The sequence below is a fragment of the Achromobacter mucicolens genome, assembly GCF_902859725.1.
GTDB classification, from domain to species: domain Bacteria; phylum Pseudomonadota; class Gammaproteobacteria; order Burkholderiales; family Burkholderiaceae_B; genus Achromobacter; species Achromobacter mucicolens.
The window spans coordinates 1-22,312 of the sequence record NZ_CADIJP010000036.1 but is presented as its reverse complement, the minus strand read 5'-3'; the positions used below and the strand labels follow the sequence as shown (position 1 = coordinate 22,312).

The window sequence follows — 22,312 nt, the reverse complement described above, 5'->3', positions numbered from 1 at the left end:
CGAGCCGCGCCCGGCCGTAGCCGCGGCGCCCGCCGAACCGACCGGCAAGTGGCAATTCCTGGACGCGGCCTGGACGCTCGTCAGCCCCCACGGCACGCGCCTGGCGCTGACCCAGGCCGAACGCGACTTCCTGCTCAAGCTGACCGGCTCGCCCGACAAGCGCATGCCGCGCGGCGACCCGCCGGGCATCGATCCGCATTCGGGCCGCGAATCCGTCCGTCGCACGGACGTCGTCGTCAGCCGCCTGCGGCGCAAGGCCCAGGACGTCGACGTGGAACTGCCCATCCGTACGGTGTGGGGCTGGGGCTACGCATTCACCGGGGAAATCTAGCGCGCCGCGGGCGTATGATTTCGCGTACGAGGCCGACCCCCGGCCGCTTCTGCCCAGAATCCCATGGAAGTCTTCGAACGCCTGCAAGCCCTGCTCATCCAGAACCAGGCCCGTTACCGCCTGCTTGAACATGCCGCGGCCGGGCGTTCCGTCGAGGTCGCCGCCATTCGCGGCACCGAGGTCAGCCAGGGCGCCAAGGCGCTGGTCTGCCGCGTAAAGATATCCTCCAACCTGCGCAAGAACGTGCTGGCCGTCTTTCCCGCGGACAAGCAGGCCGACCTGGACGCCATTGCGCGGGCGGCCGGCGGCAAGAAGGCCTCGCTCGCGTCGCAGGACCTGGCGCGCGAATTGACCGGCTGCGAGATCGGCGCGATTCCGCCCTTCAGTTTCAATCCGGACCTGACGCTGCTGGTGGACCCCAGCCTGCGCGAACGCCACGCCGAAATCGTGTTCAACGCGGGACGGCTGGACGCGTCCATCCTGCTGAACACGGACGACTACTTCCGCCTGGCCGCGCCTGAAGAGGCGCCGCTCATCAAGGCCTGACAGCCGCCCATGAGGCCACCTTGTCCCGCCCATCCATAAGCCGCCTCGCGCACGCCTCGAACATGCGCTGGCTGATGAGCCTGGCGCACATGGAGCCGTCGCCGGTGAATCCGTGGGTGATGCTGCGCGCCGCGCTGGCCATCGGCCTGCCGACGGCGGTAGGCATGGCGCTTGACCAGGGCGCGTCGGCCGCGCTGGTGGCGCTGGGCGCGCTGCCCGCCATCACGGGCGACAACGGCGGCCCCTACCGCAACCGGGCGCTTTCGATCGGATCCACGGTGTTCGGCGGCGCCTTGGGCTACCTGCTGGGCAACCTGATCGCCGGGCACGGCCTGTGGACCTCCGCAGCCATGATGGTGCTGGTCCTGGCGGCCAGCCTGGTCGGCACCTTCAACAACATCGCCGCCGTCGCCACGCTGCAATTTGCCACCTACGTCATCGTCGGCTCCAGCTTGACGTCCACGCTGCCCGCGTGGATGCCGCCGGTGCTGGTCGGCGCGGGCGGGCTGTTCGGCCTGGCGCTGACGCTGTCCGGGTGGGTGGTGAACCCCATCGCGCCGGAGCGGGCCGCGGTGGCGCAGGCCTACCGCAAGCTGGCGGCGATGTTCTCGGCGATCGGCACTTCCCGGGTCATGGCCGCGCGCCGCGACATGGAAGCGGCCATGACCGCCGCCTATGACACCGTGCTGGCCGCGCGTGGCCGGTCGGCCGGTCCGACGCCGCGGCTGGCCCGCCTGGCCGCGCAGTTGCAGGCCTGCACGCCGCTCACCAATGCCGCGTTGACGCTGGCGCGCGCCGGCCGGGTGTTGCCGCCAGAGTGCGCCCGCGTCATGAACCACGTGGCCGACCGGGTCGAAAACGATGCCGAACCGGACGCGCGCGACGACATTTCCGCCCTGCGCCGGGCCGGCATGCCGCAGCTGGCCGACGCGCTGGAGCAGGTGCAACTGTTGCTGAACGGCGCCCGCGCCGCGCAGCCCGACGCCTTCGCGACGCTTCAGCCCGCGCCTGCGCGTACGCCCTGGCGCGTGCTGGTCCGCACGTACCGGCCCGGGCCGACGACGGTGCGGTATCTCGTGCGACTGGGGTTGTGCCTGCTCGCCGCCGAGGCTGTCGCCCTGGCGGCCGCGCTGCCGCGCTCCTACTGGGTGCCGCTCGTCGTCGTGGTGGTGTTCAAGCCCAACTTCGGCTCGGTGTTCGCGCGCGCCCTGCAGAGCTGCGCGGGCAGCGTGGTGGGCGTGGGTATCAGCGCCACCGTCCTCGCGCTGGATCGGGGCGGCCTTGCCAGCCTGCTGACGCTCGCCGCCCTGGCCGCGCTGCTGCCCTGGTCGATACGGCGCAACTATGGGTTGTTTTCGGCCATCTTGCTGCCCATCCTCATGCTGCTGATCGGCGCGCTGCAACCGGGAAGCTGGGCCATTGCGCTGGCCCGGCTGGTGGACGTGGGCGTCGCGGCGGCCATCGTATTGCTGGTGGGTTACCTGCCCTGGATACGCATCGAACGCAGCAATCTGGACCATGCCGTGTCCTCGGCCACGTTCACCCTGGCGGCGTACCTGAACACGGTCTTTCAGGCCGATCCCGACAAACGGCACGACCTGCGCGCCCGCGCCTACTCGCGCCTGTCGGACCTGCGCGTCGCCCTGCAGCGCGGGCTGTCCGAGCCCCGGCTGGTCAGCCGCCGCGCGCTGGCCTGGTGGCCGGTCGAAGTGGCGCTGGAACGCGTGGCCAACGCCATCTCGGACACGGCCTGGTCGCTGCCCGACGGCCAGGCCGCGCCGCCCGCCGCCGAGGTCGCCCAGCTGGCCGCCGCGCTGGATCGCATTGCCGCCACCGTCGAACAGGGCCTGCCCGTGCCTGGCGATGCGATCTCGACGCCCTCGCCCGCGCTGCGCGACGTCGCCGCGCAGATCGAAGCCTTGCGCGCCACGCTGGCCGGACCCGACTTCACCGCCGCGCCCGGCCGCCCTGCCAATCCCTCCCCCCTTCATCAGGTCTGAATCATGTGTCTTGCCGTACTGGCCCTGCACTCCTTGCCCGGCATCCCCGTCCTGATCGCCGCGAACCGCGACGAGTTCCACGCGCGTCCCACCCTGCCCGCTGCGCAATGGCCGGACGCCCCGAACATCTACGCCGGTCGCGACGGCCAGGCGGGCGGCACGTGGATGGGCGCGACGACCGAGGGACGCTACGCGCTGGTCACCAACTTTCGCGAGCCCGGCCGGCATCTGGATGACGCGCCGTCGCGCGGCGCGCTGGTCGAAGACTTTCTGCGCGGCGCCATGACGCCGCAGGCGTATCTGGAAACGGTGCATGACGTGGACCAGGCCTACAACGGCTTCAACCTGATCGTGGGCGACGCCCGCCAGGCCTGGTACCTGAGCAACCGCGACGGCGGGCCGCGCGCGTTGGCCCCCGGCGTCTATGCCCTGTCCAATCACCTGCTGGACACGCCTTGGCCCAAGCTGGCGCGAACCAAGGCCGCGTTCACCGCCGTGCTGCACCACCAGCCGCAGCCGGACCTGCCCGCGCTGTTCGCCGCGCTCGCCGACCGCAGCCCGGCAGACGATGCAGACCTGCCCGCCACCGGCCTGCCGCCGGACCGCGAACGGCTGCTGAGCAGCCCGTTCATCGTCAGCCCGACGTACGGCACGCGCAGCTCCAGCGTGATGGCACTGCATGGCGGCGGCGCCGGGCAGCTAGAGGAACGGCGCTTCGCGGCGGATGGCTCGGTCAGCGGCGTGAGCCAACTGACGTTTTGCTGGCGGCAGGCCAGCGGCGGCTGCGCACGCGGCGCCTGATACAAACGGTTGATTTCCGAGGCGGACGGACGCGAACTCGCCTTGCGCACCCAAGTCGAATCGTTGCAAGCTACCGGCGGGGGCAGCCACAACGCGCTGCCCCGCCGGTTTTCCTGCAGGAGAATTCCATGAACAAACGTTTTGAACGCTGCACGATGGCCGCCGCCATGGCCCTGGGCAGCATGGCCATCGCAGGCGTCCTGTCCACCGCCCAGGCAGGCATGCCGCCCGTGCAGCATCAGGGCACCGTGGAGTACGTCAGCGGCGGCATCGGCATCGACGAATCGGAAGCCATGAAGGCCGCGTCCAGCAGCTATCCGCTGGCGCTGACCTTTGCCGCCCAACGCGGGGGCAAGGCCGATTACGTGGCCGACGTGACCGTCGCCATTCGGGACGCCCAAGGCAAGGCCGTGCTGCAGACCACGTCGCAAGGCCCCTACATGCTGGTGAAGCTGCCCGCGGGCAGCTACAAGATATCGGCCACGTACGACGGCCAGGCGCAGGAGCGTGCGGTCAGGGTGGAAAGCTCGGGCACCGCGCGCGCCATGTTCGAGTGGAAGTGATGCCGGGCGGCCGCGGCGCGTAACGCCGCGGCCAATCTCATTGGGTCGTGCGCCGCAGCTCAGACGCCCGCGAACAGGATCGCGATCACGAATCCCACCCCCGCCGTCCAGACCAGCGAGCGCAGCGCGCCCCAGTTCGCCAGATACATCGCCAGGTATCCCAGCCGTGTGCCCAGCCAGCACGCCATCAGCGTGGCAACGTGCGCGGGCGAGGCCTGGTTGTACAGCGCGAACAACACCGCGGCGTAGAAAAACGGCAACGCTTCGAACGTGTTGACCTGCGCGGCATTGGCCCGCGCGCGCCACCCTTCCTGCCGCGCCAGCCACGCGCGCGGATCGTTGTTGTCGAACTTCTTGCCGCCTGCCTTGGCGATGATCGTGCACACGAACGGCAGCAGCGCCGCGGCCAGCATCAACCACGCGATTGTCTTCATTCCTGACTCCATTGCTGGCGGCGCAAGGTCCGCCTGATATGCGGGGCACGTGCCGCCGCTGCCGCATGGTCGCCTGAAATCACCGGCAAGGCAAAGCCGGCCTGGGCGCGCGCTTACACTCAGGCCTTCGCGATTGCCTGCCGTCCGCCGATGCCGCACCTCATGCCGTGGTTTGCCCTGTTCCTGGCCGCCGCCCTCTTGTGGCCGCCTGGCACGCGCCGCTGGGCGCTAGCCCCCTTGGCGGTGGCGTGGGCCTGGGCATTGGCCGACGGCGTCGTCGATCCGGTGGCGCTCGCGGGTCCGGCACTGCTGATCGTTGCGGCCGCGCTAGTGCGCGCTGGCGCAGGGCCCGCGCCGCGCGCGGCGGGTCATGCGCTCTTCGTGGTCGTGGCCGTGCTGCTCTTTGCCCATCTGTTGCCCGGCTTTCACAATCTGCGCGTCATTGCGCCCGCGCCGCTCACGCCAGACGCGGTGCCGTTCGGCATGTACCTGAATATGGACAAGCCGCTGGTGGGGTTCTGGGTGGTGCTGGTGTTGGCCCCGCCGATGGCCGCGGCGCATGCGCGGCTGACCTTGCAGGCGGCGTTGCTGGCGTGCGCGGGCGCAGTGACGGCCTGCCTGGGCTTGGCGCTGGCGTTGGGGGTGGTGGGATGGGCGCCCAAGTGGCCCGCGTCCGGGTGGATCTGGCTGCTGAACAACGCCCTGCTCGTCACGCTGTCCGAAGAGGCGCTGTTTCGAGGATATGTGCAGGAGCGTCTGACGAAATGGTGGCGTCATCATCCATGGGGCGCCTGGGCGGCGCTGGCCGTGGCGGCCGCGCTGTTCGGGCTGGCGCACTACGCCGGAGGCTGGCAGTGGATGCTGCTGGCGGCGCTGGCGGGGGTGGGATACGCCGTGGCCTACCGCTACGGCGGCCTGGCCGCCGCCGTGCTGGCGCATCTGGGCCTGAACGCGGCGCACTTCGGATGGTTTACCTATCCGATGCGCGCCGCGCTCTGAACGTCAGGCCGCCATTGCCGGGTAGTCGGTATAGCCTTCCGGGCCGGAGGCGTAGAACGTGGCCGGGTTCGGCGTGTTGAGCGGCGCATTTTGCTGCAGACGCTCGGCCAGATCAGGCGTGGCGATGTACGGCACGCCAAACGCCACGGCGTCCGCACGGCCGGCGGCCACGGCGGCTTCGGCGGTTTCGCGCGTGTAGCCTTCGTTGGCGATGAACACGCCCCCGAACTCGGCCTTCATCATCGGGGCCAGGCTGTCGGGACCTTCGTGTTCGCGGGCACACAGGAACGCGATGCCGCGCTTGCCCAGTTCACGCGCCACATAGCCGAACAGGCCGGGCAGATCCGAATCGCCCATGTCGTGGGCGTCCGCGCGCGGCGACAGATGCACGCCGACGCGGCCCGCGCCCCAGACGGCCACGCAGGCGTCGACCACTTCGAGCAGCAGGCGCGCGCGGTTCTCGATGGAGCCGCCGTATTGGTCAGTGCGATGGTTGGTGCTGTCCTGCAGGAACTGGTCCAGCAGGTAGCCGTTGGCGGCATGCACCTCGACACCGTCGAAACCGGCTTCCATCGCCATCTGCGCGCCGTGGCGGTAAGCCTCGACCACGCCGGGGATCTCCGCGGTTTCCAGGGCGCGCGGCGTCACGTAGGCGCGCTTGGGGCGGACATGGCTGACATGGCCCTTGGCCGCGATGGCGCTGGGTGCGACCGGCAGTTCACCGTCCAGGAACATCGGGTCGGAAATGCGCCCCACGTGCCAGAGCTGCGCGACGATCACGCTGCCCTTGTCGTGCACCGCGGACGTCACCTTGCGCCAGCCCTTGACCTGTTCGGGCGACCACAGCCCCGGGGTATCCGCGTAGCCGACGCCCTGCGGCGTGACCGCGGTGGCTTCCGTGAGGATCATGCCGGCCCCGGCGCGCTGGGTGTAGTACTCGACCATCAGGTCATTCGGCACGCGGCCGGCGCTGGCGCGCTGACGGGTCAGCGGCGCCATCACGACGCGGTTGCGCAGCGTCAGGTCGCCGACTTTCAGCGGTTCAAACAACGGGTTCATGAAACATCCTTTCGTCCCGGCAATGGGGCGCTTGCGGGTATGGCAGACGGGCTACATATCCTGGTTCAACTGCCGCAGGAACGCGGCAATCACGGGTTCATTGCGACGAAAAAAGACCCACTGCCCCACCTTGGTCGCCGAAATCAGGCCGGCGCGCTGCAGCACGGCCAGATGCGACGACACCGTCGACTGGGACAGTCCGCAGCGATCATCGATATGGCCCGCGCACACCCCGTGTTCAAAGGTGTGGCCCGGGCGCTCCTCGAAATGGGCGTGCGGCGTCTTCAGCCAGGTCAGGATGTCGCGCCGGACCGGATTGGCGAGCGCCTTGAGGATGGCGTCTGCGTCGATCACGGGTTGCGTGGCGTCCTGCTCGGTGCGTGAGGAAGTTGCGGTCATATTGGTATATCGCAATTTATCGAATCATATATCGGGTTTAACCGATATATCGTCATGCCCCTATGGACTTCAAGGATTTTCGGCGTGCCGCCGTCGTTCGGGCTTCAGACTGTCGGCCCAGTCACGCGCGACGTCGCGCCGCGCTTTCCGGTTGACCAGGGCGGTGATGGCCATGGCGATGACCGCGCCCAGCGCCGCCAGCGCCATGTCCTTCTGCGCATCCCAGATATCGCCCTGCGTCCCCAGATAAGCCGCGCCCAGGTCGCCGCCAAAGAACTCGGCAGCGCCCCACTCGATCAGTTCGTAGAGGGCCGAGGTCGACAGCGTGACGTCCATCGGCAGGAAGTACGCCCAGAACCCGCGCACCTCGGCCACGCGCAGGAAGATCTCGCGGATCGGGTAGGCCAGCAGCAGGCCGTACGAAAAATGCACGACGCGGTCGAAGTTGTTGCGCTCCCAGCCCAAGAGGCTGTTGAGCGTGCGCCCGGTCAAGGCGCGCCACCACTCGTCGTACGGGACCAGGGAATACGTATAGTGCGCCCCGATCGTATGCAGGCACAGGAACAGGAAGATCAACGTGTACGACACGCGCGAGAACACGAACGCGTGCCGCGTGGCAAAGAGCACGATGCCCAGGCCCAGCACCAGCGCATTTTCCAGCGCCCAGGCCGAGCGGTCGTGCGGATCGATGGCCAGCGCCGCCCAGATGACGGCAAACACCCCGGCCAGGGAGACGAGGTAACGGCGGCGCGCGTCGATCATGGCGGCCTCTAATCGCCCTGTACCCGGCCGCGCAGCCGCTTGACCTCGCCGTGCAGCACCTTGCGCTGCACGCGCCTGCGCTGCGAGGCGCGCGTCGGCTTGGTAGCGCGGCGCGGCTTGTCCACCCGGATGGCCGACCGCACCATGCCCACCAGGCGCTCGATGGCCTCGGCGCGGTTCTTTTCCTGGCTGCGGAACGACTGCGATTTGATGACGATCACGCCTTCCTTGGAGATGCGGTGGTCGTTCAGCGCGCACACGGCGTCCTGCACCTCGAGCGGCAGGCGGGAAGCGCGCACATCGAAGCGCAGGTGGACGGCGCTGGAGACCTTGTTGACGTTCTGCCCGCCGGCGCCCTGGGCGCGGATCATGGTGAAGGTCAGGTCGCGCTCGTCGATGAATAGCGAGTCTTGGACGTGAAACATAGGCGGCAAGTCTACAGGGCCGGCAGGCTTCGCGCAGCAGGCACGGAGAACGGCGCGCATGCGGATCCCGCAATTTTCCGGGCGCGGCGCACCCGCCTGCCGCAGGCGGCGAACCCGCGTGGCGCAGGGTCTTTCGGCGGATATCGGCCGCGCCAAGTAAAATGATGCGCTTTTGCTCGAATCCGGGGCGGCCAGCCGCCCGCATCCCCCATGACTTACTCCGCCAAAGAAATCTTCAAGACCTTGCAAGGCGAAGGCGCCCATGCAGGCCGCGCGGCGGTATTCTGCCGGTTCGCGGGCTGTAATCTGTGGTCCGGCCGCGAAAGCGACCGCGCCAGCGCCGCCTGCACCTTCTGCGACACCGACTTCATCGGCACGGACGGCGACGGCGGCGGCAAATTCGCCACGGCGGATCTGCTGGCCGACGCCATCGCCGCGGCCTGGGGCCCCGGCGCCGACAACCGCTACGTGGTCTTCACGGGCGGCGAACCGCTGCTTCAACTGGACACGCCGCTGCTGGACGCCATCCACGCCCGCGGGTTCACCGTCGCCATCGAAACCAACGGCACGATCAAGCCGCCCGCCGGCGTGGACTGGATCTGCGTCAGCCCCAAGGGCACGGCCCCGGTCGTGGTCGAACGCGGCAACGAGCTCAAGCTGGTCTACCCGCAACTGAACGCCCTGCCCGACGCCTTCGCGCACCTGGATTTCGAACACTTTTTCCTGCAACCCATGGACGGTCCGGCGCGCGCAGCCAACACCGAGCAGGCCGTCCAGTACTGTATGCAGCATCCGCAATGGCGGCTCAGCCTGCAAACCCACAAATACATAGGCATTCCATGATTTACCCCCACGCCTCGCGGAGCGCACGATGATTTCCGTGACCCGCAGGCTCGAGTTCGACGCCGGCCACCGCATTCCCGACCACCGCAGCCAGTGCCGCAACCTGCACGGCCACCGCTATGTGCTGGAAATCACCCTGACGGGCGACGTGGTGCAGGCGCCCGGCGAGTCCGACAACGGCATGGTCATGGACTTCTCCGAGATCAAGCACATCGCCAAGACCCACATCGTGGACGTCTGGGACCACGCGTTCCTGGTCTACGAAGGCGACGCCGCCGTGCGCGGCTTCCTGGACACGCTGCCCGGGCACAAGACCGTCGTGCTGGACCGCATCCCCACCGCCGAGAACCTGGCCACCATCGTGTTTGAAACGCTGGCGCCGCATTACCACGGCCACTACGGCGCTGAACTGCGCCTGACGCGCGTGCGTCTGTACGAAACGCCGAACTGCTGGGCCGACTGCAACGGTTGATCCCTGACGGGGGTGGACGGGTGTCGCCCCCAGTTTTCCACCCACGGAAAACCGCCCCGCCATTTTCCCAATTGAGAAAATCTATCGAGATAGTCGCCATTTTCAATCATTAGTAAGCTAATAGATAGGATACAATCGATTCCATGCTTACTCCTTCCGACTCCCAGCTCATGGCCACCACCGCCAATCTGATGGTGCTGTCGCGCGCTTATCGCGGCGCTGCCGACAAGGCGCTTGCCGACTACGGACTGTCACAGGCAACCGCGTGGCCCGTCATCCTGGCCGGCCGACTTGGCGACGGTGTTCGCCAAGGCGCGCTGGCCGAAGCTTTGGGCGTTGAAGGCCCCTCTCTCGTGCGCGTGCTGGACCAACTGGTGGCCGCCGGCCTGATGGAACGCCGCGAAGATCCCCACGACCGCCGCGCACGCACCCTGCATCTGACCGACGCCGGCCATGCGCTGCGCGCGCAGGTCGAAGAGGTGCTGGTTGAGCTGCGCCGCCGCGTCTTCCAGGGTGTCAGCGAATCGGATCTGCAGGCCTGCCTGCGCGTCTTCGACGCCTTGAAAGTGTCGCTTGGCCGCAGCGGCGCCGGAGCGCAAGAGGACGCGCGGCCATGAAACTGCCGAACGTCCGCGAAACCCTCTTCTCGCTCAAGAGCTACCTGAGCGCCATCATGGCGCTCTATCTGGCTTACAGCATTGGTTTGCCGCGTCCGTTCTGGGCGATGACCACCGCCTATGTCGTGGCCCAGCCCTGGTCCGGCGCGGTCCGTTCCAAGGCCCTGTATCGCCTGATCGGCACCTTCGCCGGCTCGGCGGCCACCGTCTACATGGTGCCGCGCCTGTCGAACTCGCCCGTCGTCATGACCGGCGCGATGGTGCTGTGGGTGGGCGCCTGCCTGTACATGTCGGTGCTGGACCGCACGCCGCGGTCCTATCTGTTCATGCTGGCCGGCTACACGGCCGCCATGATCGGCTTTCCCAGCGTCACCGACCCTTCCCTGGTCTTTGACACGGCGCTCGCCCGCGTCGAGGAAATCAGCCTGGGCATCGTGTGCGCCACGCTGATCCACAGCATTGTCCTGCCCCGCGGCCTGGCGCCCGCGCTGACGCTGCAACTGGACAAGGCCGTGCGCGATGCGCGCAACTGGATGCACGACACGCTGAGCGGCAAGACCGCCGAACAGCGCGACAAGGACCGCCGCGTGCTGGCCAACGACATCACGCAATTGCGCCTGCTGTCCACCCACGTTCCCTTTGACACCAGCAACCTGCGCTGGACCGCAGGCGCCGTGCGCGCCATGCAAGACCAGATCGCGGCGTTGACGCCGGCCGTGTCCGCCGTCGAAGACCGCATGCGCGCCTTGCAGGCCAACGGCCAGACGCTGCCCGAACCGGTGCAGGCGCTGCTGTCCGATATTTCGGAATGGATCAATGCCGGCGGCCAGGCCTCGCACGAGACCGCCGTCCAACTGCGCGCCGCGGTCACACAGCTGACGCCCGGGATCGACAGCCGCTCGACCTGGCGCGACGCGCTGCTGGCCAGCCTGATGACCCGCCTACGCGAACTGATCGACACCTATGACGAATGCCTGGCCCTGCGCCGCGACATCCGCGCGGGCTTGCAGGGCGCGCCGGTGCGCACCCCGCGCACTTCACGCGATCCCAATGCGGCGCTGCATCGCGACCACGGCATGGCGCTGCTGTCGGCGCTGGCCGCCGGCCTGGCCATTTCGGTGTGCTGCCTTTTCTGGATCGGCACGGCGTGGAGCAACGGCGCCACCGCCGCGCTGATGGCCGCGATCTTCAGCTGCTTTTTCGCCTCGCAGGACAATCCCGTGCCCGGCATCATGCAGTTTCTGACCTACACGGTGTATTCGATTCCGCTGTCGGCGCTGTATCTGCTGGGCATCATGCCGGCCATTCATTCCTTCGAGATGCTGGCGCTGTCCATGCTGCCGACCGCGTTCGTGCTGGGCATTTTCATTGCCCGCCCGGCCAGCACCGGCAAGGCCATGGCCATGCTGTTCGGATTTCTGGGCACGATGGCGCTGCAAGACACCAACACGGCCGACGTCGTGTCCTTCATCGACACGCAGGTCGCGCAGTGCATCGGCGTGGCCACCGCCGCGATCATCGCCGCCATCTTCCGCACGGTCAGCGCCGACTGGAGCGCACGCCGCATCCAGGCCGCCAACTGGAAAGAGCTGGCGACGCTGGCTAGCGCGCCCCGCGCGCCGTCGCGCCACACCTATGCCGCCCGCATGCTGGACCGCATCGGGCTTTTGCAGCCGCGCCTGGCGCTGGCCAAGCGGCCCGACGACCTGGTGGCCGCCGATGCGCTGAAAGACTTGCGCGTGGGCCGCGACATCACCGAACTGCAGCGGGCGCGCCGCCATCTGCCGATGGCCGAATCCACGATCCAGCCGGTGCTCGACAGCCTGGCGCAGTTTTTCCGGCTGCGTTCGTCGGGGCGCACGCAGGACAAGACAACCGAGTTCCTGGCGCAGATCGATCGCGCGCTCTGCAGCGTGGCCGCCACGCCGCAGGGGCCCCACGCGCGCGACCGCGCCGTGGTGGCGCTGGTCGGCATCCGCCGCGCCTTCTTTCCCGACGCGCCCGACTTTAAACCCGCCCATCCCACGCTGGAGGGCCAAGCATCATGATCGGCGAATTCAATCTCTACGGCATTTACTTCCCCTGGCTGCTCGTGCTGGGCGTCGTCACCCTGGGCGTGGCCTGGGCGGTGCGGCGCGTGCTGGCGCGCGCCGGGTTGTATCGCCTGGTGTGGCACCCCGCGCTCTTTGACCTGGCGCTCTTCGTGGTGCTGCTGTACGGCGTCTCCCTCATTTCCCCTTATTTTCTTCAGAGATAGGTATGAAACTCCCCAATGCCCTTCGCCCTGCTGCAATCGGCAAGTTCGCTGTGACGGCCGTTGTCGTCGCCGCCGCCGCTTATGCCGGCTGGCAGCTTTGGGATCACTATGAAGTCGAGCCCTGGACGCGCGATGGACGCGTCAAGGCCTACGTGGTGCAGGTGGCGCCCGATGTCTCCGGCCTGGTGACAAGCGTGCCCGTGCACGACAACCAGGACGTGAAGGCCGGCGACCTGCTGTTCGAGATCGACCGCGCCCGCTTCCAGCTGGCGTACGACCAGGCCCAGGCCTCGGTGCGTTCGCAGCAGGTTGCGCACGACCAGGCGCTGCGCGATGCCAAGCGCAACCGCTCGCTGGGCCAGTTGGTTGCGGCCGAAGCCGTCGAACAAAGCCAGACCAAGGTGCAGCAGACCGAAGCCGCGCTCGCCCAGGCGCAGGTGCAGCTGAACACTGCCCGCTTGAACCTCGCGCGCAGCCGCGTCGTGGCCGCCAGCGATGGCCGCATCACCAACCTGGACCTGCGCGCCGGTTCGTACGCCACGGCCGGCCACGGCGTGATGGCGCTGGTGGACGCCGGGTCGTTCTACGTCGAAGGCTACTTCGAGGAAACCAAGCTGCCCGGCATCCACGAAGGCGACCCCGTCACCGTGACGCTGATGGGCGAATCGCGCCACATTCGCGGCCATGTGGAAAGCATCGCCATGGGGATCGCGGACCGCGACCGCAGCACCGGCGCGAACCTCCTTCCCAACGTGAACCCGACCTTCAACTGGGTCCGCCTCGCGCAGCGCATTCCGGTGCGCGTGAAGATCGACGACGTGCCCGAGGGCGTGCGGCTGGTCGCCGGCCAGACGGCCACCGTCTCGGTCGACGACCGCCCGCCCCAGGCCGCAGCCGCCGCGCCTCACGCTTCCTGACGAGCGGCCCGCATCGCCCTTCTTTCCGAAAACCCTTGAATCCCCTTATCGACGCCAAGCCGTACCTGCCATGAAAACCAGATTTTTCCTTCCGCTGACGCTGGCCCTCGCGCTGGCCGGATGCGCCGCCGTCGGCCCCGACTACCAGGTGCCGCGCGAGGCCGTGTCCCAGCGGCCGAGCGCGCAATCCTCCTTCGTGCAAGCGCAGGAAGACGTGTACCGGCAAGAGGCGGTCCCTGGCCACTGGTGGCGTCTGTATAACGATCCGGTGCTGGACGGCCTGGTGGAAAAAGCCTTGGCCGCAAACACCGATTTGCGCGTGGCCAGCGCCAACCTTGAACGCGCGCAGGCCGCGGTGCAGGAAACGAAGGCGCAGCAGCAGCCGACGATCGGCGTGAATGCCTCGCCCACGTTCGGCCATGTCTCCGGTTTGCAGGAGCTTCAGCCTGGCATCGATCCGCCCAACCGCTGGTCCTACTCCACCGGCGCCAGCGTGTCGTATCAACTGGACCTGTTCGGCCAGATCCGCCGCGCCGTCGAAGCCTCTACTGACGACGCGCAGGCCGCGCAGGCCGCGTACGACGCCACCCGCGTCACGGTCGCGGCCGAGACCGCTCGCGCCTACGCCAACCTGTGCGCGGCGGGCATGCAGCTGGCCTCGGCGCAGCATTCCGTGCAGGTGCAGCGGGAATCGGTTGACGCCGTCAGCCGCCTGCAGCGCGCCGGCCGGGGCACCACGCTGGACGTCACGCGAGCGCGCAGCCAGCTTGAACAATTGCAGGCCAACCTGCCGCCGTTCCAGGCCCAGCAGCGCACGGCGCTGTATCGCCTGGCGGCGCTGACCGGCCAGACGCCGGCCGAGATCCCGTCCGCCCTGCTGCAATGCGCCAGCGCGCCCAAGCTGACCGAAACCATCCCGGTGGGCGATGGCGCGCAGTTGCTGCGCCGCCGTCCCGACATCCGCCAGGCGGAACGCACCCTGGCCGCCTCCACGGCCCGCATCGGGGTCGCCACGGCCGACCTTTATCCCAAGATCACGCTGGGCCTGTCCGCCGCATCGGGCGGTCCGGCAGCCATGTTTGGCGACCGCGGCACCTTTAGCTGGAGCGTGGGTCCGCTGATCTCCTGGACAGTGCCCAACACGGGCGCCGCCCAAGCGCGCATCGCCGAGGCGCAAGCCAACACCAAGGCCGCCGCCGCCCGCTTCGACGCGACCGTGCTCAATGCCTTGCGCGAAACCGAAAGCGCGCTGGTGGTCTACGCCCGCCAACTGGACCGCGACACCGCCCTGCGCGCGGCCCGCGACCAAAGCGCGGAAGCGGCTTCGCAGGCGCGGCGCCTGTTCCAGTACGGCAAGACGGACTACCTGACCGTGCTGGATGCCGAGCGCACGCTGGCCAGCAATGAAAGCGCGCTGGCGGCCTCGCAGGCGGAACTCTCCAGCGACCAGATCGCGGTGTTTCTGGCGTTGGGTGGAGGCTGGGAGCAGTAAGCCGGCCGCAAAATCAATTCCATATTATGGAGATCGCATTGATTCCATAAAACCCGCGCCCCTAGAATCGTCCCGAACGCGATAACAACATCAAACGATTCGACAGCACAACCCCAACCTGACGGAGCCAGTGCTGTAGGACGGGGACAATTCATAATATGGAACATCCGGAAAGTATCCGGGATGCGCGGGTGCTGGACAGCATCACCAAGCTGACGCGGAAGGACGCCGGGCGCGTCGTGATTGCCGGGTCGCATGGCGGCAGCTATGCCGCCTATTGCGCGGCACGCGGCGAGGTGCGTGCCGTCGTGCTGAACGACGCCGGCGTGGGCTGGCAGCGCGCCGGCATTGCGGGTCTGGACGACCTGCAACGTTGGGGCGTTCCCGCCGCCACCGCGAGCTACCGCAGCTGCCGCATCGGCGATGGCGCAGACATGGCGCGCCACGGCGTCATCAGCTTTGTGAATGCGCTTGCCCAGGACCTGGGCTGCGAGCCGGGCATGACCGTCTCCGAAGCCGCTGCGCGGCTCGCGCACGCCCAGCCAAACGCCGGCCGCCCCACCGCCATCAAGGAATCCCGCATCGTCATCATGTCCGGCCCGGACGGCGCCCCGCTGGTGGTGGGCGCCGATTCCGTGTCGCTCGTGGATGCGCAGGACGACGGCCTCATCGCCGTCACCGCCTCTCACGGAGAACGGCTGGCCGGCCTGCAGTCCGATGGCGTCCGGGCGTCCCCGCGCCTGGTCACCTTCAACGACGCGGGCATGGGCAAGGACAGCGCCGGCATAGGACGCCTGCCCCTGCTGCAACAGCGCGGCATCGCCGCATTGACCGTCTCGACGCACACCGCGCGCATCGGCGACGCCCGTTCCTGCTACGAGGAAGGGACCATCTCCTCGGCCAACGCCCGCGCCCGCGACCTGGGCTGCCGCGTCGGCACACCGCTCAAAACCTTTATCGACGCCCTGCTCGCCGGGCGCGACACCCACTAGGAGCCTTACCCGAATGTCGGAAAAACTGGAAATCACCGGAGGCGAAGCCCTCGCCCGCATGTTTGCCGCGCACGAGGTCGGCTTGATGTTCGGCATGGGCGGCTTCCAGCTCCTGCCGTTCTATGACGCCGCGCGCCGCCTGAACCTGAATCACAACCTGATCAACGACGAGCGCTGCGCGGTGTTCGCCGCCGACGCCTACACCAAGGTCAGCGGCCGCCCGGGCGTGTGCGACGCGACCCTGGGCCCTGGCGCGACCAACCTGGTGACCGGGCTGGCCGAAGCCTACAACGCGGGCACGGCGCTGGTCGCGCTGGTCGGCGACTCGCATCGCATGCACTCCTGGAAGAACATGACCCAGGAGGCCCGGCAGCTGGAGGTGCTGCGCCCGGTCGTGAAAGACGTGCTGCGGGTGGAGATGATCGAGCGCATTCCCGAGCTGGTGCGGCGCGCCTTTGCCGTGGCCACCAGCGGCCGCCCGGGCCCCGTGGTGCTGGATGTGCCCGAAGACATCGCGCACGCGGTCCATGCGTTCGATGCCGACGATTTTTATTCCAGCCCCAACTACCGGCGCTCGCCCGCCCTGCGCTGCCGTCCGTCGGCCGACGACGTGGCGCAAGCGGCAAGCATGCTCGCGGGGGCCTCCCGCCCGCTGATGCTGTGCGGTGGCGGCGTGCATATCAGCGATGCCGCCGATACCGTCCAGGCCTTCGCACGCAAGTTCGGCATTCCCGTCGCCCACACCATGAGCGGCAAGGGCGCGATCGCCTGCAGCGATCCGCTGAACGCGGGGCTTTTCGGCCGCTACAGCCGCATTGCCAATGACCTGATCGCCAAATCCGACTGCCTCTTTGTCGTCGGCTGCAAGCTGGGCGAAGTGGCGACCCGCCGCTACGACCTGCTGGCCGCGGGCGCGCCGATCATCCATCTGGATATCGTGGCCGAGGAATTCGACCGCACCACCACGCCCGCCCTGCGCCTGTGGGGCGACGTGCGTGCCACGCTGGAGGACCTGGACGCGCGCCTGGCCGCCCACGGCGCGCATGCCCGCCAGGACTACGTGGACGAGGTCGGCCAGGCCATGCACGCGTGGCGCGAATCGGTCAACGCAAAGCTGACTTCCGGCGACCGCCCCGTCGGCATGGCGCGGCTGATGCACGAGATCAATGCGTCGCTGCCCGAAGACGGCATCCTGGTGGCCGACGGCGGCTTCGCCGCGCATTGGGGCGGGTTGCTGTTCGACACCAAGCGCGCCGGCCGCGGCTTTGTGCCCGACCGCGGCTTTGCGTCCATTGGCTACGGCATCCCCGGCGCCATCGGCGCGGCCGCGGCGGCCCCCGGCCGCCAGGTGGTCAGCCTGACCGGCGACGGCGGCTGCAATATGTCGCTGGGCGAACTGGAAACCGCGGTGCGCATGAAGCTCGCCTTCACGCTCGTGGTGGTCAATAACGCTGCGTCGGGTTACATCAAGGCGTTGCAGCACCTGATGTACGGCGCGGGCAGCTACCAGTCGTCGGATCTGGTGGACACGAACTACGCCAACGTGGCGCGCGCGCTGGGCTGCAATGGCATCCGCGTCGAGGATCCCGCGGAACTGCCCGCCGCGCTGGCGCAAGCCTACGCCTGCAAGGACCGTCCCACCATTCTTGACGTGGTGGTCACGCGCGACCCCGCGCACATGCTGCCGGGCGTGGACAGCCGGGCGGCCAAGATCAAGCCGGGCGACCGCATCGCCTGAGGGCGGCGCGCATCGCCCGGTTCGACACACAAAACAATATCAAGCAAGGAGACAAACCTCATGAAGCGCAGAACCTGGATCAAGCTGGCGGCCGCCGCAGCAACCCTGTCGCTGGCGGGCGCCGCCGCGGCGCAGACCACCTACCCCGACCGGCCCATCCGCCTGATCGTGCCCTTCCCGCCGGGCGGCACCTCGGACGTGGTCGGACGCATCTTTGCCGAAGCGCTGGCCAAGCAGATCGGCCAGCCAGTCGTGGTGGAGAACCGCGGCGGCGCGGGCGGCACCGTGGGCAGCCGAGCCGTGGCCTCGGCCGCCCCGGACGGCTACACGCTGCTGCTGGGCACGTCCAGCACCAACGGCACCAACCCTGCCGTGTACAAGAACCTGCCCTACGACGCGGTGAAGGACTTCACGCCGGTCACGCAGATCATCCGCGTGCCTGGCGTGATCGTCGTGAACAAGAACTTCTCGGCCAAGGACTATGCGTCGTTCACCGCCCTGATCAAGGGCGCCCCGGGCAAGTATTCGTACGCCTCGTCCGGCAACGGCGGCGCCACCCACATGGCGATGGAGTATTACAAGTCGCTGTCGGGCCTGGACATGATGCATGTGCCGTATCGCGGCACGGGTCCCGCGCTCAATGACGTCATCGCCGGCCAGGTGCCCATTCTGTGGGATACGGCCGCGTCATCGATGGCGCACATCCAGTCGGGCAACCTGCGCCCGATCGTGGTGGCCGCCAAGTCCCGCCTGCCGCAATTGCCGGACGTGCCCACGTTCGCGGAAGTGGGTTTGCCTGACTACGACGCGGAAATGTGGAATGGCCTGCTGGCGCCCGCGGGCTTGCCCAAGGACGTGCTGGCCAAGCTGAACGACGCATCCCGCAAGGCGCTGGCGGACAAGGACGTGCAGGCCAAGTACGCGGGCGTGGGCGCGTATGTGGTCGCCGACAAGCCCGAGGCATTTGCCGCGATGATCCAGGGCGACGTGGCCAAGTGGAAGAAGGTCGCCGACTTTGCGCACATCTCGGCGGAATGACATGGGTCAGCGGCTGAAAGACAAGGTGGCGCTGGTGTTTGGCGCGGGCTCGTCCGGGCCGGGATGGGGCAACGGCAAGGCCGCGGCGGCACTCTACGCGCGCGAGGGCGCGTGGGTGTTCGCCGTGGACCTGCGGCCGCAGGCCGCGCGCGAAACCTGCGGCATCATCGAAGCCGAAGGCGGCCGCTGCCAGGCATTGACCGCCGACGTGACCGATTCCGGGCAGATCCAGGCGGCGGTCGCTGCCGTGCTGGCGGCCGCCGGGCGCATCGACGTGCTGCACAACAACGTGGGCATCACGGAGATGGGCGATCCCATCGAGGCCACCGAAGAGAGCTGGCATCGCGTGCTGGACACCAACCTGACCGGCGTGTTCCTGACCTGCAAGCATGTGCTGCCCGCCATGCTGGCGCAGGGCGCGGGCAGCATCGTCAACATCTCGTCGCTGGCCTCGATCCAGGTGAATTCCTACCCGTACACCTCTTACTACGCCGCCAAGGCCGGGTTGAACCACCTGACGCGGTCATTGGCCGTGCGTTACGCGCCGGACAATATCCGCGTGAATGCGGTGCTGCCCGGCGTCATCGACACCCCGTTGATCTACAAACAGATCGCGGGCCAGTTCGATGACGTCGAGGAAATGCGGCGGCGGCGCAATGCCGCCAGCCCCATGGGGCGGATGGGCGACGCCTGGGACGTCGCCCATGCCGCGCTGTTTCTGGCAAGCGACGAGGCCAAGTACATCACCGGCGTGTGCCTGCCGGTCGATGGCGGCAAGGCCTGCGCGGGACGCTAGCGCAAAGCCGGCGGGATCGGACTGGCCGGGACGCGATCAGACGCGCGGGGCCAGGTCCGCCGACAATTCCGCCGCCGCGCGCTGCAGCGCGGCCACCACGTCGGCCAGGCGCGCGCCCGACAGGCGCGAACGGATGGCCGCCACGCTAAGCGCCGCCACCACATGCTGCTCGCGGTCAAGCACCGGCACGCCCACGCCCAGCATGTCCGGAATGATGCGGCCCGGGTTCAGCGCGTAGCCGTTCCTGCGCGCGGCGGCGATGTCCTCTCGCAGCATGTCGGTCGATGGCAGGTCGGGCGCCGCGCTGGCGTCGTAGCGCGCCAGCACCCGTTCGATATCGTCATTGGGCAGGAACGCCAGCAAGGCCAGGCTGCCCGCGCCAACGCCCAACGGGCGGCGGTGGCCGACTTCCAGCGTCAGGATCTTGATGGGAAAGTCGCCCGTCTTGCGGTCCACGCAGACCGCTTCGTGCCCGGAGCGCACCGACAGGAAGCTGGTGTCGCCCGTGGACTGCGCAAGCCTCAACACGGCCGATTCGGCGATGGCCTTGATGCCGTGCCGGCTCTCGGCCGCGAGCCCCAGGATGTAGGACTCGCGGCCAAGGCTGTAGGTCTTCAGGCGCGGATTGAGTGACAGGAAGCCTTCCTGCAGCAGCGCCGTGAGCATGCGGTGCGCGGTGGGCGGCGTCAGGCCGACATCGCGCACCACGTCCGTCAGGCCCACGCCACGCGCCGGGGCCGCCCCGACGTACTTGAGGATGCGCAGCACGCGGAAGATGCTTTGCGCGCCGCCGACGGCGTCGCTCCCGCGGGGCGCCATCAATGCACCGTCGTCCCGTCCGGCGGCGTCTGGTTCAGCCCCAGCGCCGCTTCCCAACTGCGCAGCGGCACGCAGGTCTGCAGGCGCACGATGGCGCGCTGGATCAGGGCGGGATGCAGTTCGTGGCCGACGTGGGTGGCGATGTCGATGGTGGAATCGCCGTGCAGTTCGGCCAGGCGGGCCTGGGCAGCCTGGGCCTGCGACACGCTCATGACCGGATCGTCGGCGCCGTGCAGCAGATGGATGGTGGTGTACTGCGGGGCGCTTTTTGGCAGTTGCGCGTAGCGGCCCGAAAACGCGATCACGCGTCCAGCCATGCCGTCGTGGGCCTGCACCAGCTCTAGCGCCATGATGGCGCCCTGCGAAAAGCCGGCCAGCGCGGTGTCGGACTGCAGCAAGCCGAAGCGGGCCTGCGCATCGTGCACGTAGGCTTCCAGGCGCGGCAGGGCCTGGGCCACGCGGTCGGCGCGGTTGTCGTCGGTAACGCCACGCACCGAGAACCACTGCCGGCCGGCGCCGCCGCCATCGAAGGGCTCGAAGCCTTCGGGGATCAGCACCGCCGCGCTCGGAAACGCCGCGCGCACCGCCTGGGCCAGGGGCTCCAGGTTGGCGGGCGATCCGCCCACGCCGTGCAGCAGGATGAAGAGCTGGCGCACGTCGACGCCCGGATCGGGAAGGAATTCGATAGAACTGGAAGACGCCATGAAACTGCTCCGTGCTGGGCTGGGACCGCGCAACTGCGCCCCGATTGCCGGATTGTAAAATGCGCCGCGCCTGGCCGGGCTTGCACATCGCCAGGCTTTTTTCGCGCGTGCCGCCCGGCGGCCGGCCGTCCCGGGCCACTTTTCGATACGTCCTGCCGGCGCAAAGCCCGGTACAATACTGTATATTTATCCAGGTATTGAACACCGGGCGCTTTTGCCATGCAGTCCCCCGAACGTATCCATCCCGCGTTGTGGCGCGCCACGCAGTTGGCCAAAGGCGCCGCACGCACCCTGCCAACCGGGCATGCGGCGCTATCGGCCGAACTGCCGGATAACGGCTGGCCGCTGGGATCGCTCGTCGAACTGCTCACGCCCCATCCCGGCATCGGAGAAATCCGCCTGCTACGTCCCGCGCTGGCCCAACTGGAAACCCGTCGGCCCATTGCCCTGGTGCAGCCCCCCCATGTTCCGCACATCGCCAGCTGGATGAGCTGGCGGCTGGATCCCCGGCAACTGCTGTGGGTGGCGCCGGAAAAACCGGTGGATGCGCTGTGGGCCAGCGAACAGATCCTGAAGAACGCCAGTTGCGGCGCGCTGATCTGCTGGCTGCCCCACGTGCGCCCGGAATCCCTGCGCCGCCTGCACCTGGCGGCCCAGGCCAGCGACCTGCTGTTCATCGCCGTGCGCCCGTCCCGCGCCGCCCAGAGCGCCACGCCCGCCGCCTTGCGGCTGGCGCTGGCGCCCGCGCCGGGCGGCCTGTCCGTACACATACTGAAGCGCCGGGGGCCTGTCTGCGACACCCCGCTGTACGTGGGCCTGGAGCCCGGCGCCCTTATCCCCTCTTCTCCCCGCCATGCGCCTCTGGATCGCCGCATACCTGCGCTGCCTGCCGCTGGACGCCATACGCCCGCACTGGCCGCATGAACAGCAGGCGTTCGCCGTTCTGGACCAGGAACGTGTGGCCGCCCTGACGCCCGCCGCCCGCCAGGCCGGCGTGACGCCCGGCATGCGCCGCGCGGGCGCGGCGGCCATCGCGCCCGGCGTGGAACTGCTGCCCCGCCAGGCGCAGGCCGAAGCCGACGCCTTGCAGGGCGCGGCGCTGGCCCTCTTGCAGTACACCCCCGAAATCGCGCTGGCCGACGGCGACACCGTGCTGCTGAATGTGGGCGCCAGCCTGATGTTCTTTCGCGGACCGCGGGCGCTGAGCCGGCGGGTGGCCGCCACGCTGCGCGCGCTGGATCTGCGGGTTTCGCTGGGCATGGCGCCCACGGCCACGGGCGCCTGGCTGCTGGCGCGGCGCGCCGGCCG

The 22,312-nt window shown here is 68.6% G+C and carries 26 protein-coding genes; 19 read left to right on the top strand and 7 right to left on the bottom strand.

The features are described 5' to 3' along the window. The 5 genes from HV786_RS26825 to HV786_RS26805 all read left to right on the top strand — a co-directional run. Positions 1-331, top strand: a 331-nt coding sequence (locus HV786_RS26825) for a helix-turn-helix domain-containing protein (protein ID WP_175212076.1), incomplete at its 5' end; no start/stop codon positions are given. A 63-nt stretch (positions 332-394) separates the two neighbouring features. Continuing rightward, positions 395-877 (top strand): YbaK/prolyl-tRNA synthetase associated domain-containing protein, encoded by a 483-nt coding sequence (locus tag HV786_RS26820; RefSeq protein WP_056317222.1) that lies wholly within the window; start codon positions 395-397, stop codon positions 875-877. Positions 878-897: 20 nt separating this feature from the next. Next, entirely contained in the window at positions 898-2,877 is a 1,980-nt protein-coding gene (locus tag HV786_RS26815; protein ID WP_254599525.1) for an FUSC family protein, read from the top strand. A gap of 3 nt (positions 2,878-2,880) precedes the next feature. Continuing rightward, complete coding sequence (locus tag HV786_RS26810) at positions 2,881-3,678, top strand: NRDE family protein (RefSeq protein WP_128829461.1); 798 nt, start codon at positions 2,881-2,883, stop codon at positions 3,676-3,678. 128 nt (positions 3,679-3,806) lie between these two features. Beyond that, on the top strand, positions 3,807-4,241 hold the full coding sequence (locus HV786_RS26805; protein ID WP_128829462.1) for a carboxypeptidase-like regulatory domain-containing protein: 435 nt from the start codon (positions 3,807-3,809) through the stop codon (positions 4,239-4,241). Between the two features lie 59 nt (positions 4,242-4,300). Here the strand turns inward: HV786_RS26805 and HV786_RS26800 are convergent, their stop codons facing one another. Beyond that, a complete protein-coding gene (locus HV786_RS26800; protein WP_062841508.1) occupies positions 4,301-4,675 on the bottom strand; it encodes an MAPEG family protein in 375 nt (124 codons plus the stop codon). Between the two features lie 162 nt (positions 4,676-4,837). Here HV786_RS26800 and HV786_RS26795 point away from each other — a divergent pair, with 162 nt between their 5' ends. Further along, complete coding sequence (locus tag HV786_RS26795; protein ID WP_252870335.1) at positions 4,838-5,674, top strand: CPBP family intramembrane glutamic endopeptidase; 837 nt, start codon at positions 4,838-4,840, stop codon at positions 5,672-5,674. A 3-nt stretch (positions 5,675-5,677) separates the two neighbouring features. On the opposite strand, the gene HV786_RS26790 is transcribed toward HV786_RS26795, so the two are convergent. The 4 genes from HV786_RS26790 to arfB form a co-directional block, all read right to left on the bottom strand. Then, complete coding sequence (locus HV786_RS26790) at positions 5,678-6,733, bottom strand: alkene reductase (protein ID WP_056317203.1); 1,056 nt, start codon at positions 6,731-6,733, stop codon at positions 5,678-5,680. A gap of 51 nt (positions 6,734-6,784) precedes the next feature. Beyond that, positions 6,785-7,132, bottom strand: a complete 348-nt coding sequence (locus tag HV786_RS26785; RefSeq protein WP_128829464.1) for an ArsR/SmtB family transcription factor — start codon at positions 7,130-7,132, stop codon at positions 6,785-6,787. 69 nt (positions 7,133-7,201) lie between these two features. Beyond that, positions 7,202-7,894, bottom strand: coding sequence for a DUF2238 domain-containing protein (locus HV786_RS26780; protein ID WP_128829465.1), 693 nt, complete (start codon positions 7,892-7,894; stop codon positions 7,202-7,204). An 8-nt stretch (positions 7,895-7,902) separates the two neighbouring features. Beyond that, positions 7,903-8,319, bottom strand: a complete 417-nt coding sequence (arfB, locus tag HV786_RS26775) for an alternative ribosome rescue aminoacyl-tRNA hydrolase ArfB (protein ID WP_062841513.1) — start codon at positions 8,317-8,319, stop codon at positions 7,903-7,905. A gap of 210 nt (positions 8,320-8,529) precedes the next feature. Here arfB and queE point away from each other — a divergent pair, with 210 nt between their 5' ends. The 11 genes from queE to HV786_RS26720 all read left to right on the top strand — a co-directional run bounded on the left by queE (position 8,530) and on the right by HV786_RS26720 (position 19,481). Continuing rightward, a complete protein-coding gene (queE, locus tag HV786_RS26770) occupies positions 8,530-9,162 on the top strand; it encodes a 7-carboxy-7-deazaguanine synthase (RefSeq protein ID WP_056317195.1) in 633 nt (210 codons plus the stop codon). A 28-nt stretch (positions 9,163-9,190) separates the two neighbouring features. Then, positions 9,191-9,634, top strand: coding sequence for a 6-carboxytetrahydropterin synthase QueD (queD, locus tag HV786_RS26765; RefSeq protein ID WP_128829466.1), 444 nt, complete (start codon positions 9,191-9,193; stop codon positions 9,632-9,634). A 143-nt stretch (positions 9,635-9,777) separates the two neighbouring features. Beyond that, positions 9,778-10,251, top strand: a complete 474-nt coding sequence (locus tag HV786_RS26760) for a MarR family winged helix-turn-helix transcriptional regulator (protein ID WP_128829467.1) — start codon at positions 9,778-9,780, stop codon at positions 10,249-10,251. Continuing rightward, positions 10,248-12,299 carry an FUSC family protein gene (locus HV786_RS26755; protein ID WP_175212075.1) on the top strand — a complete coding sequence of 684 codons (2,052 nt, stop codon included), beginning with the start codon at positions 10,248-10,250 and terminating at the stop codon, positions 12,297-12,299. Before HV786_RS26760 ends, HV786_RS26755 begins: the two co-directional genes overlap by 4 nt. Next, positions 12,296-12,508 (top strand): DUF1656 domain-containing protein, encoded by a 213-nt coding sequence (locus HV786_RS26750; protein ID WP_025140452.1) that lies wholly within the window; start codon positions 12,296-12,298, stop codon positions 12,506-12,508. Before HV786_RS26755 ends, HV786_RS26750 begins: the two co-directional genes overlap by 4 nt. A gap of 2 nt (positions 12,509-12,510) precedes the next feature. Next, the gene (locus tag HV786_RS26745) at positions 12,511-13,425 is read left to right on the top strand and encodes an efflux RND transporter periplasmic adaptor subunit (protein ID WP_128829468.1); all 915 of its coding nucleotides are present in this window, start codon (positions 12,511-12,513) and stop codon (positions 13,423-13,425) included. A 70-nt stretch (positions 13,426-13,495) separates the two neighbouring features. Further along, positions 13,496-14,917, top strand: a complete 1,422-nt coding sequence (locus HV786_RS26740; protein ID WP_128829469.1) for an efflux transporter outer membrane subunit — start codon at positions 13,496-13,498, stop codon at positions 14,915-14,917. 158 nt (positions 14,918-15,075) lie between these two features. After that, on the top strand, positions 15,076-15,909 hold the full coding sequence (locus HV786_RS26735) for a hypothetical protein (protein WP_175212074.1): 834 nt from the start codon (positions 15,076-15,078) through the stop codon (positions 15,907-15,909). 13 nt (positions 15,910-15,922) lie between these two features. Beyond that, a complete protein-coding gene (locus tag HV786_RS26730) occupies positions 15,923-17,647 on the top strand; it encodes a thiamine pyrophosphate-binding protein (RefSeq protein WP_175212073.1) in 1,725 nt (574 codons plus the stop codon). Positions 17,648-17,707: 60 nt separating this feature from the next. Next, positions 17,708-18,685 carry a Bug family tripartite tricarboxylate transporter substrate binding protein gene (locus HV786_RS26725; RefSeq protein ID WP_175212072.1) on the top strand — a complete coding sequence of 326 codons (978 nt, stop codon included), beginning with the start codon at positions 17,708-17,710 and terminating at the stop codon, positions 18,683-18,685. Between the two features lies 1 nt (position 18,686). Further along, positions 18,687-19,481 carry an SDR family NAD(P)-dependent oxidoreductase gene (locus HV786_RS26720; RefSeq protein ID WP_128829470.1) on the top strand — a complete coding sequence of 265 codons (795 nt, stop codon included), beginning with the start codon at positions 18,687-18,689 and terminating at the stop codon, positions 19,479-19,481. A gap of 36 nt (positions 19,482-19,517) precedes the next feature. On the opposite strand, the gene HV786_RS26715 is transcribed toward HV786_RS26720, so the two are convergent. Together HV786_RS26715 and ypfH are read right to left on the bottom strand one after the other, a co-directional pair. Next, positions 19,518-20,300: an IclR family transcriptional regulator gene (locus HV786_RS26715; protein WP_175212071.1), complete on the bottom strand. Its 783-nt coding sequence runs from the start codon at positions 20,298-20,300 to the stop codon at positions 19,518-19,520. Then, positions 20,300-21,004 (bottom strand): esterase, encoded by a 705-nt coding sequence (gene ypfH, locus HV786_RS26710; RefSeq protein WP_056317165.1) that lies wholly within the window; start codon positions 21,002-21,004, stop codon positions 20,300-20,302. Before ypfH ends, HV786_RS26715 begins: the two co-directional genes overlap by 1 nt. 219 nt (positions 21,005-21,223) lie before the next feature. Between ypfH and imuA the strand changes: the two genes are divergently transcribed. Continuing rightward, a complete protein-coding gene (imuA, locus tag HV786_RS26705) occupies positions 21,224-21,928 on the top strand; it encodes a translesion DNA synthesis-associated protein ImuA (protein ID WP_175212070.1) in 705 nt (234 codons plus the stop codon). Beyond that, on the top strand, positions 21,858-22,312 hold a 455-nt coding region (locus tag HV786_RS26700), incomplete at its 3' end, for a Y-family DNA polymerase (RefSeq protein ID WP_476691493.1). The genes imuA and HV786_RS26700, both read left to right, overlap by 71 nt.

What these genes read in the sequence shown, in the direction of transcription:
- HV786_RS26820 (WP_056317222.1), top strand. Translation starts at nt 395, where the DNA reads ATGGAAGTCTTCGAACGCCTGCAAGCCCTGCTCATCCAGAACCAGGCC.
- HV786_RS26810 (WP_128829461.1), top strand. Translation starts at nt 2,881, where the DNA reads ATGTGTCTTGCCGTACTGGCCCTGCACTCCTTGCCCGGCATCCCCGTC.
- HV786_RS26805 (WP_128829462.1), top strand. Translation starts at nt 3,807, where the DNA reads ATGAACAAACGTTTTGAACGCTGCACGATGGCCGCCGCCATGGCCCTG.
- HV786_RS26800 (WP_062841508.1), bottom strand. Translation starts at nt 4,675, where the DNA reads ATGAAGACAATCGCGTGGTTGATGCTGGCCGCGGCGCTGCTGCCGTTC.
- HV786_RS26795 (WP_252870335.1), top strand. Translation starts at nt 4,838, where the DNA reads ATGCCGTGGTTTGCCCTGTTCCTGGCCGCCGCCCTCTTGTGGCCGCCT.
- HV786_RS26790 (WP_056317203.1), bottom strand. Translation starts at nt 6,733, where the DNA reads ATGAACCCGTTGTTTGAACCGCTGAAAGTCGGCGACCTGACGCTGCGC.
- HV786_RS26785 (WP_128829464.1), bottom strand. Translation starts at nt 7,132, where the DNA reads ATGACCGCAACTTCCTCACGCACCGAGCAGGACGCCACGCAACCCGTG.
- HV786_RS26780 (WP_128829465.1), bottom strand. Translation starts at nt 7,894, where the DNA reads ATGATCGACGCGCGCCGCCGTTACCTCGTCTCCCTGGCCGGGGTGTTT.
- arfB (WP_062841513.1), bottom strand. Translation starts at nt 8,319, where the DNA reads ATGTTTCACGTCCAAGACTCGCTATTCATCGACGAGCGCGACCTGACC.
- queE (WP_056317195.1), top strand. Translation starts at nt 8,530, where the DNA reads ATGACTTACTCCGCCAAAGAAATCTTCAAGACCTTGCAAGGCGAAGGC.
- queD (WP_128829466.1), top strand. Translation starts at nt 9,191, where the DNA reads ATGATTTCCGTGACCCGCAGGCTCGAGTTCGACGCCGGCCACCGCATT.
- HV786_RS26760 (WP_128829467.1), top strand. Translation starts at nt 9,778, where the DNA reads ATGCTTACTCCTTCCGACTCCCAGCTCATGGCCACCACCGCCAATCTG.
- HV786_RS26755 (WP_175212075.1), top strand. Translation starts at nt 10,248, where the DNA reads ATGAAACTGCCGAACGTCCGCGAAACCCTCTTCTCGCTCAAGAGCTAC.
- HV786_RS26750 (WP_025140452.1), top strand. Translation starts at nt 12,296, where the DNA reads ATGATCGGCGAATTCAATCTCTACGGCATTTACTTCCCCTGGCTGCTC.
- HV786_RS26745 (WP_128829468.1), top strand. Translation starts at nt 12,511, where the DNA reads ATGAAACTCCCCAATGCCCTTCGCCCTGCTGCAATCGGCAAGTTCGCT.
- HV786_RS26740 (WP_128829469.1), top strand. Translation starts at nt 13,496, where the DNA reads ATGAAAACCAGATTTTTCCTTCCGCTGACGCTGGCCCTCGCGCTGGCC.
- HV786_RS26735 (WP_175212074.1), top strand. Translation starts at nt 15,076, where the DNA reads ATGGAACATCCGGAAAGTATCCGGGATGCGCGGGTGCTGGACAGCATC.
- HV786_RS26730 (WP_175212073.1), top strand. Translation starts at nt 15,923, where the DNA reads ATGTCGGAAAAACTGGAAATCACCGGAGGCGAAGCCCTCGCCCGCATG.
- HV786_RS26725 (WP_175212072.1), top strand. Translation starts at nt 17,708, where the DNA reads ATGAAGCGCAGAACCTGGATCAAGCTGGCGGCCGCCGCAGCAACCCTG.
- HV786_RS26720 (WP_128829470.1), top strand. Translation starts at nt 18,687, where the DNA reads ATGGGTCAGCGGCTGAAAGACAAGGTGGCGCTGGTGTTTGGCGCGGGC.
- HV786_RS26715 (WP_175212071.1), bottom strand. Translation starts at nt 20,300, where the DNA reads ATGGCGCCCCGCGGGAGCGACGCCGTCGGCGGCGCGCAAAGCATCTTC.
- ypfH (WP_056317165.1), bottom strand. Translation starts at nt 21,004, where the DNA reads ATGGCGTCTTCCAGTTCTATCGAATTCCTTCCCGATCCGGGCGTCGAC.
- imuA (WP_175212070.1), top strand. Translation starts at nt 21,224, where the DNA reads ATGCAGTCCCCCGAACGTATCCATCCCGCGTTGTGGCGCGCCACGCAG.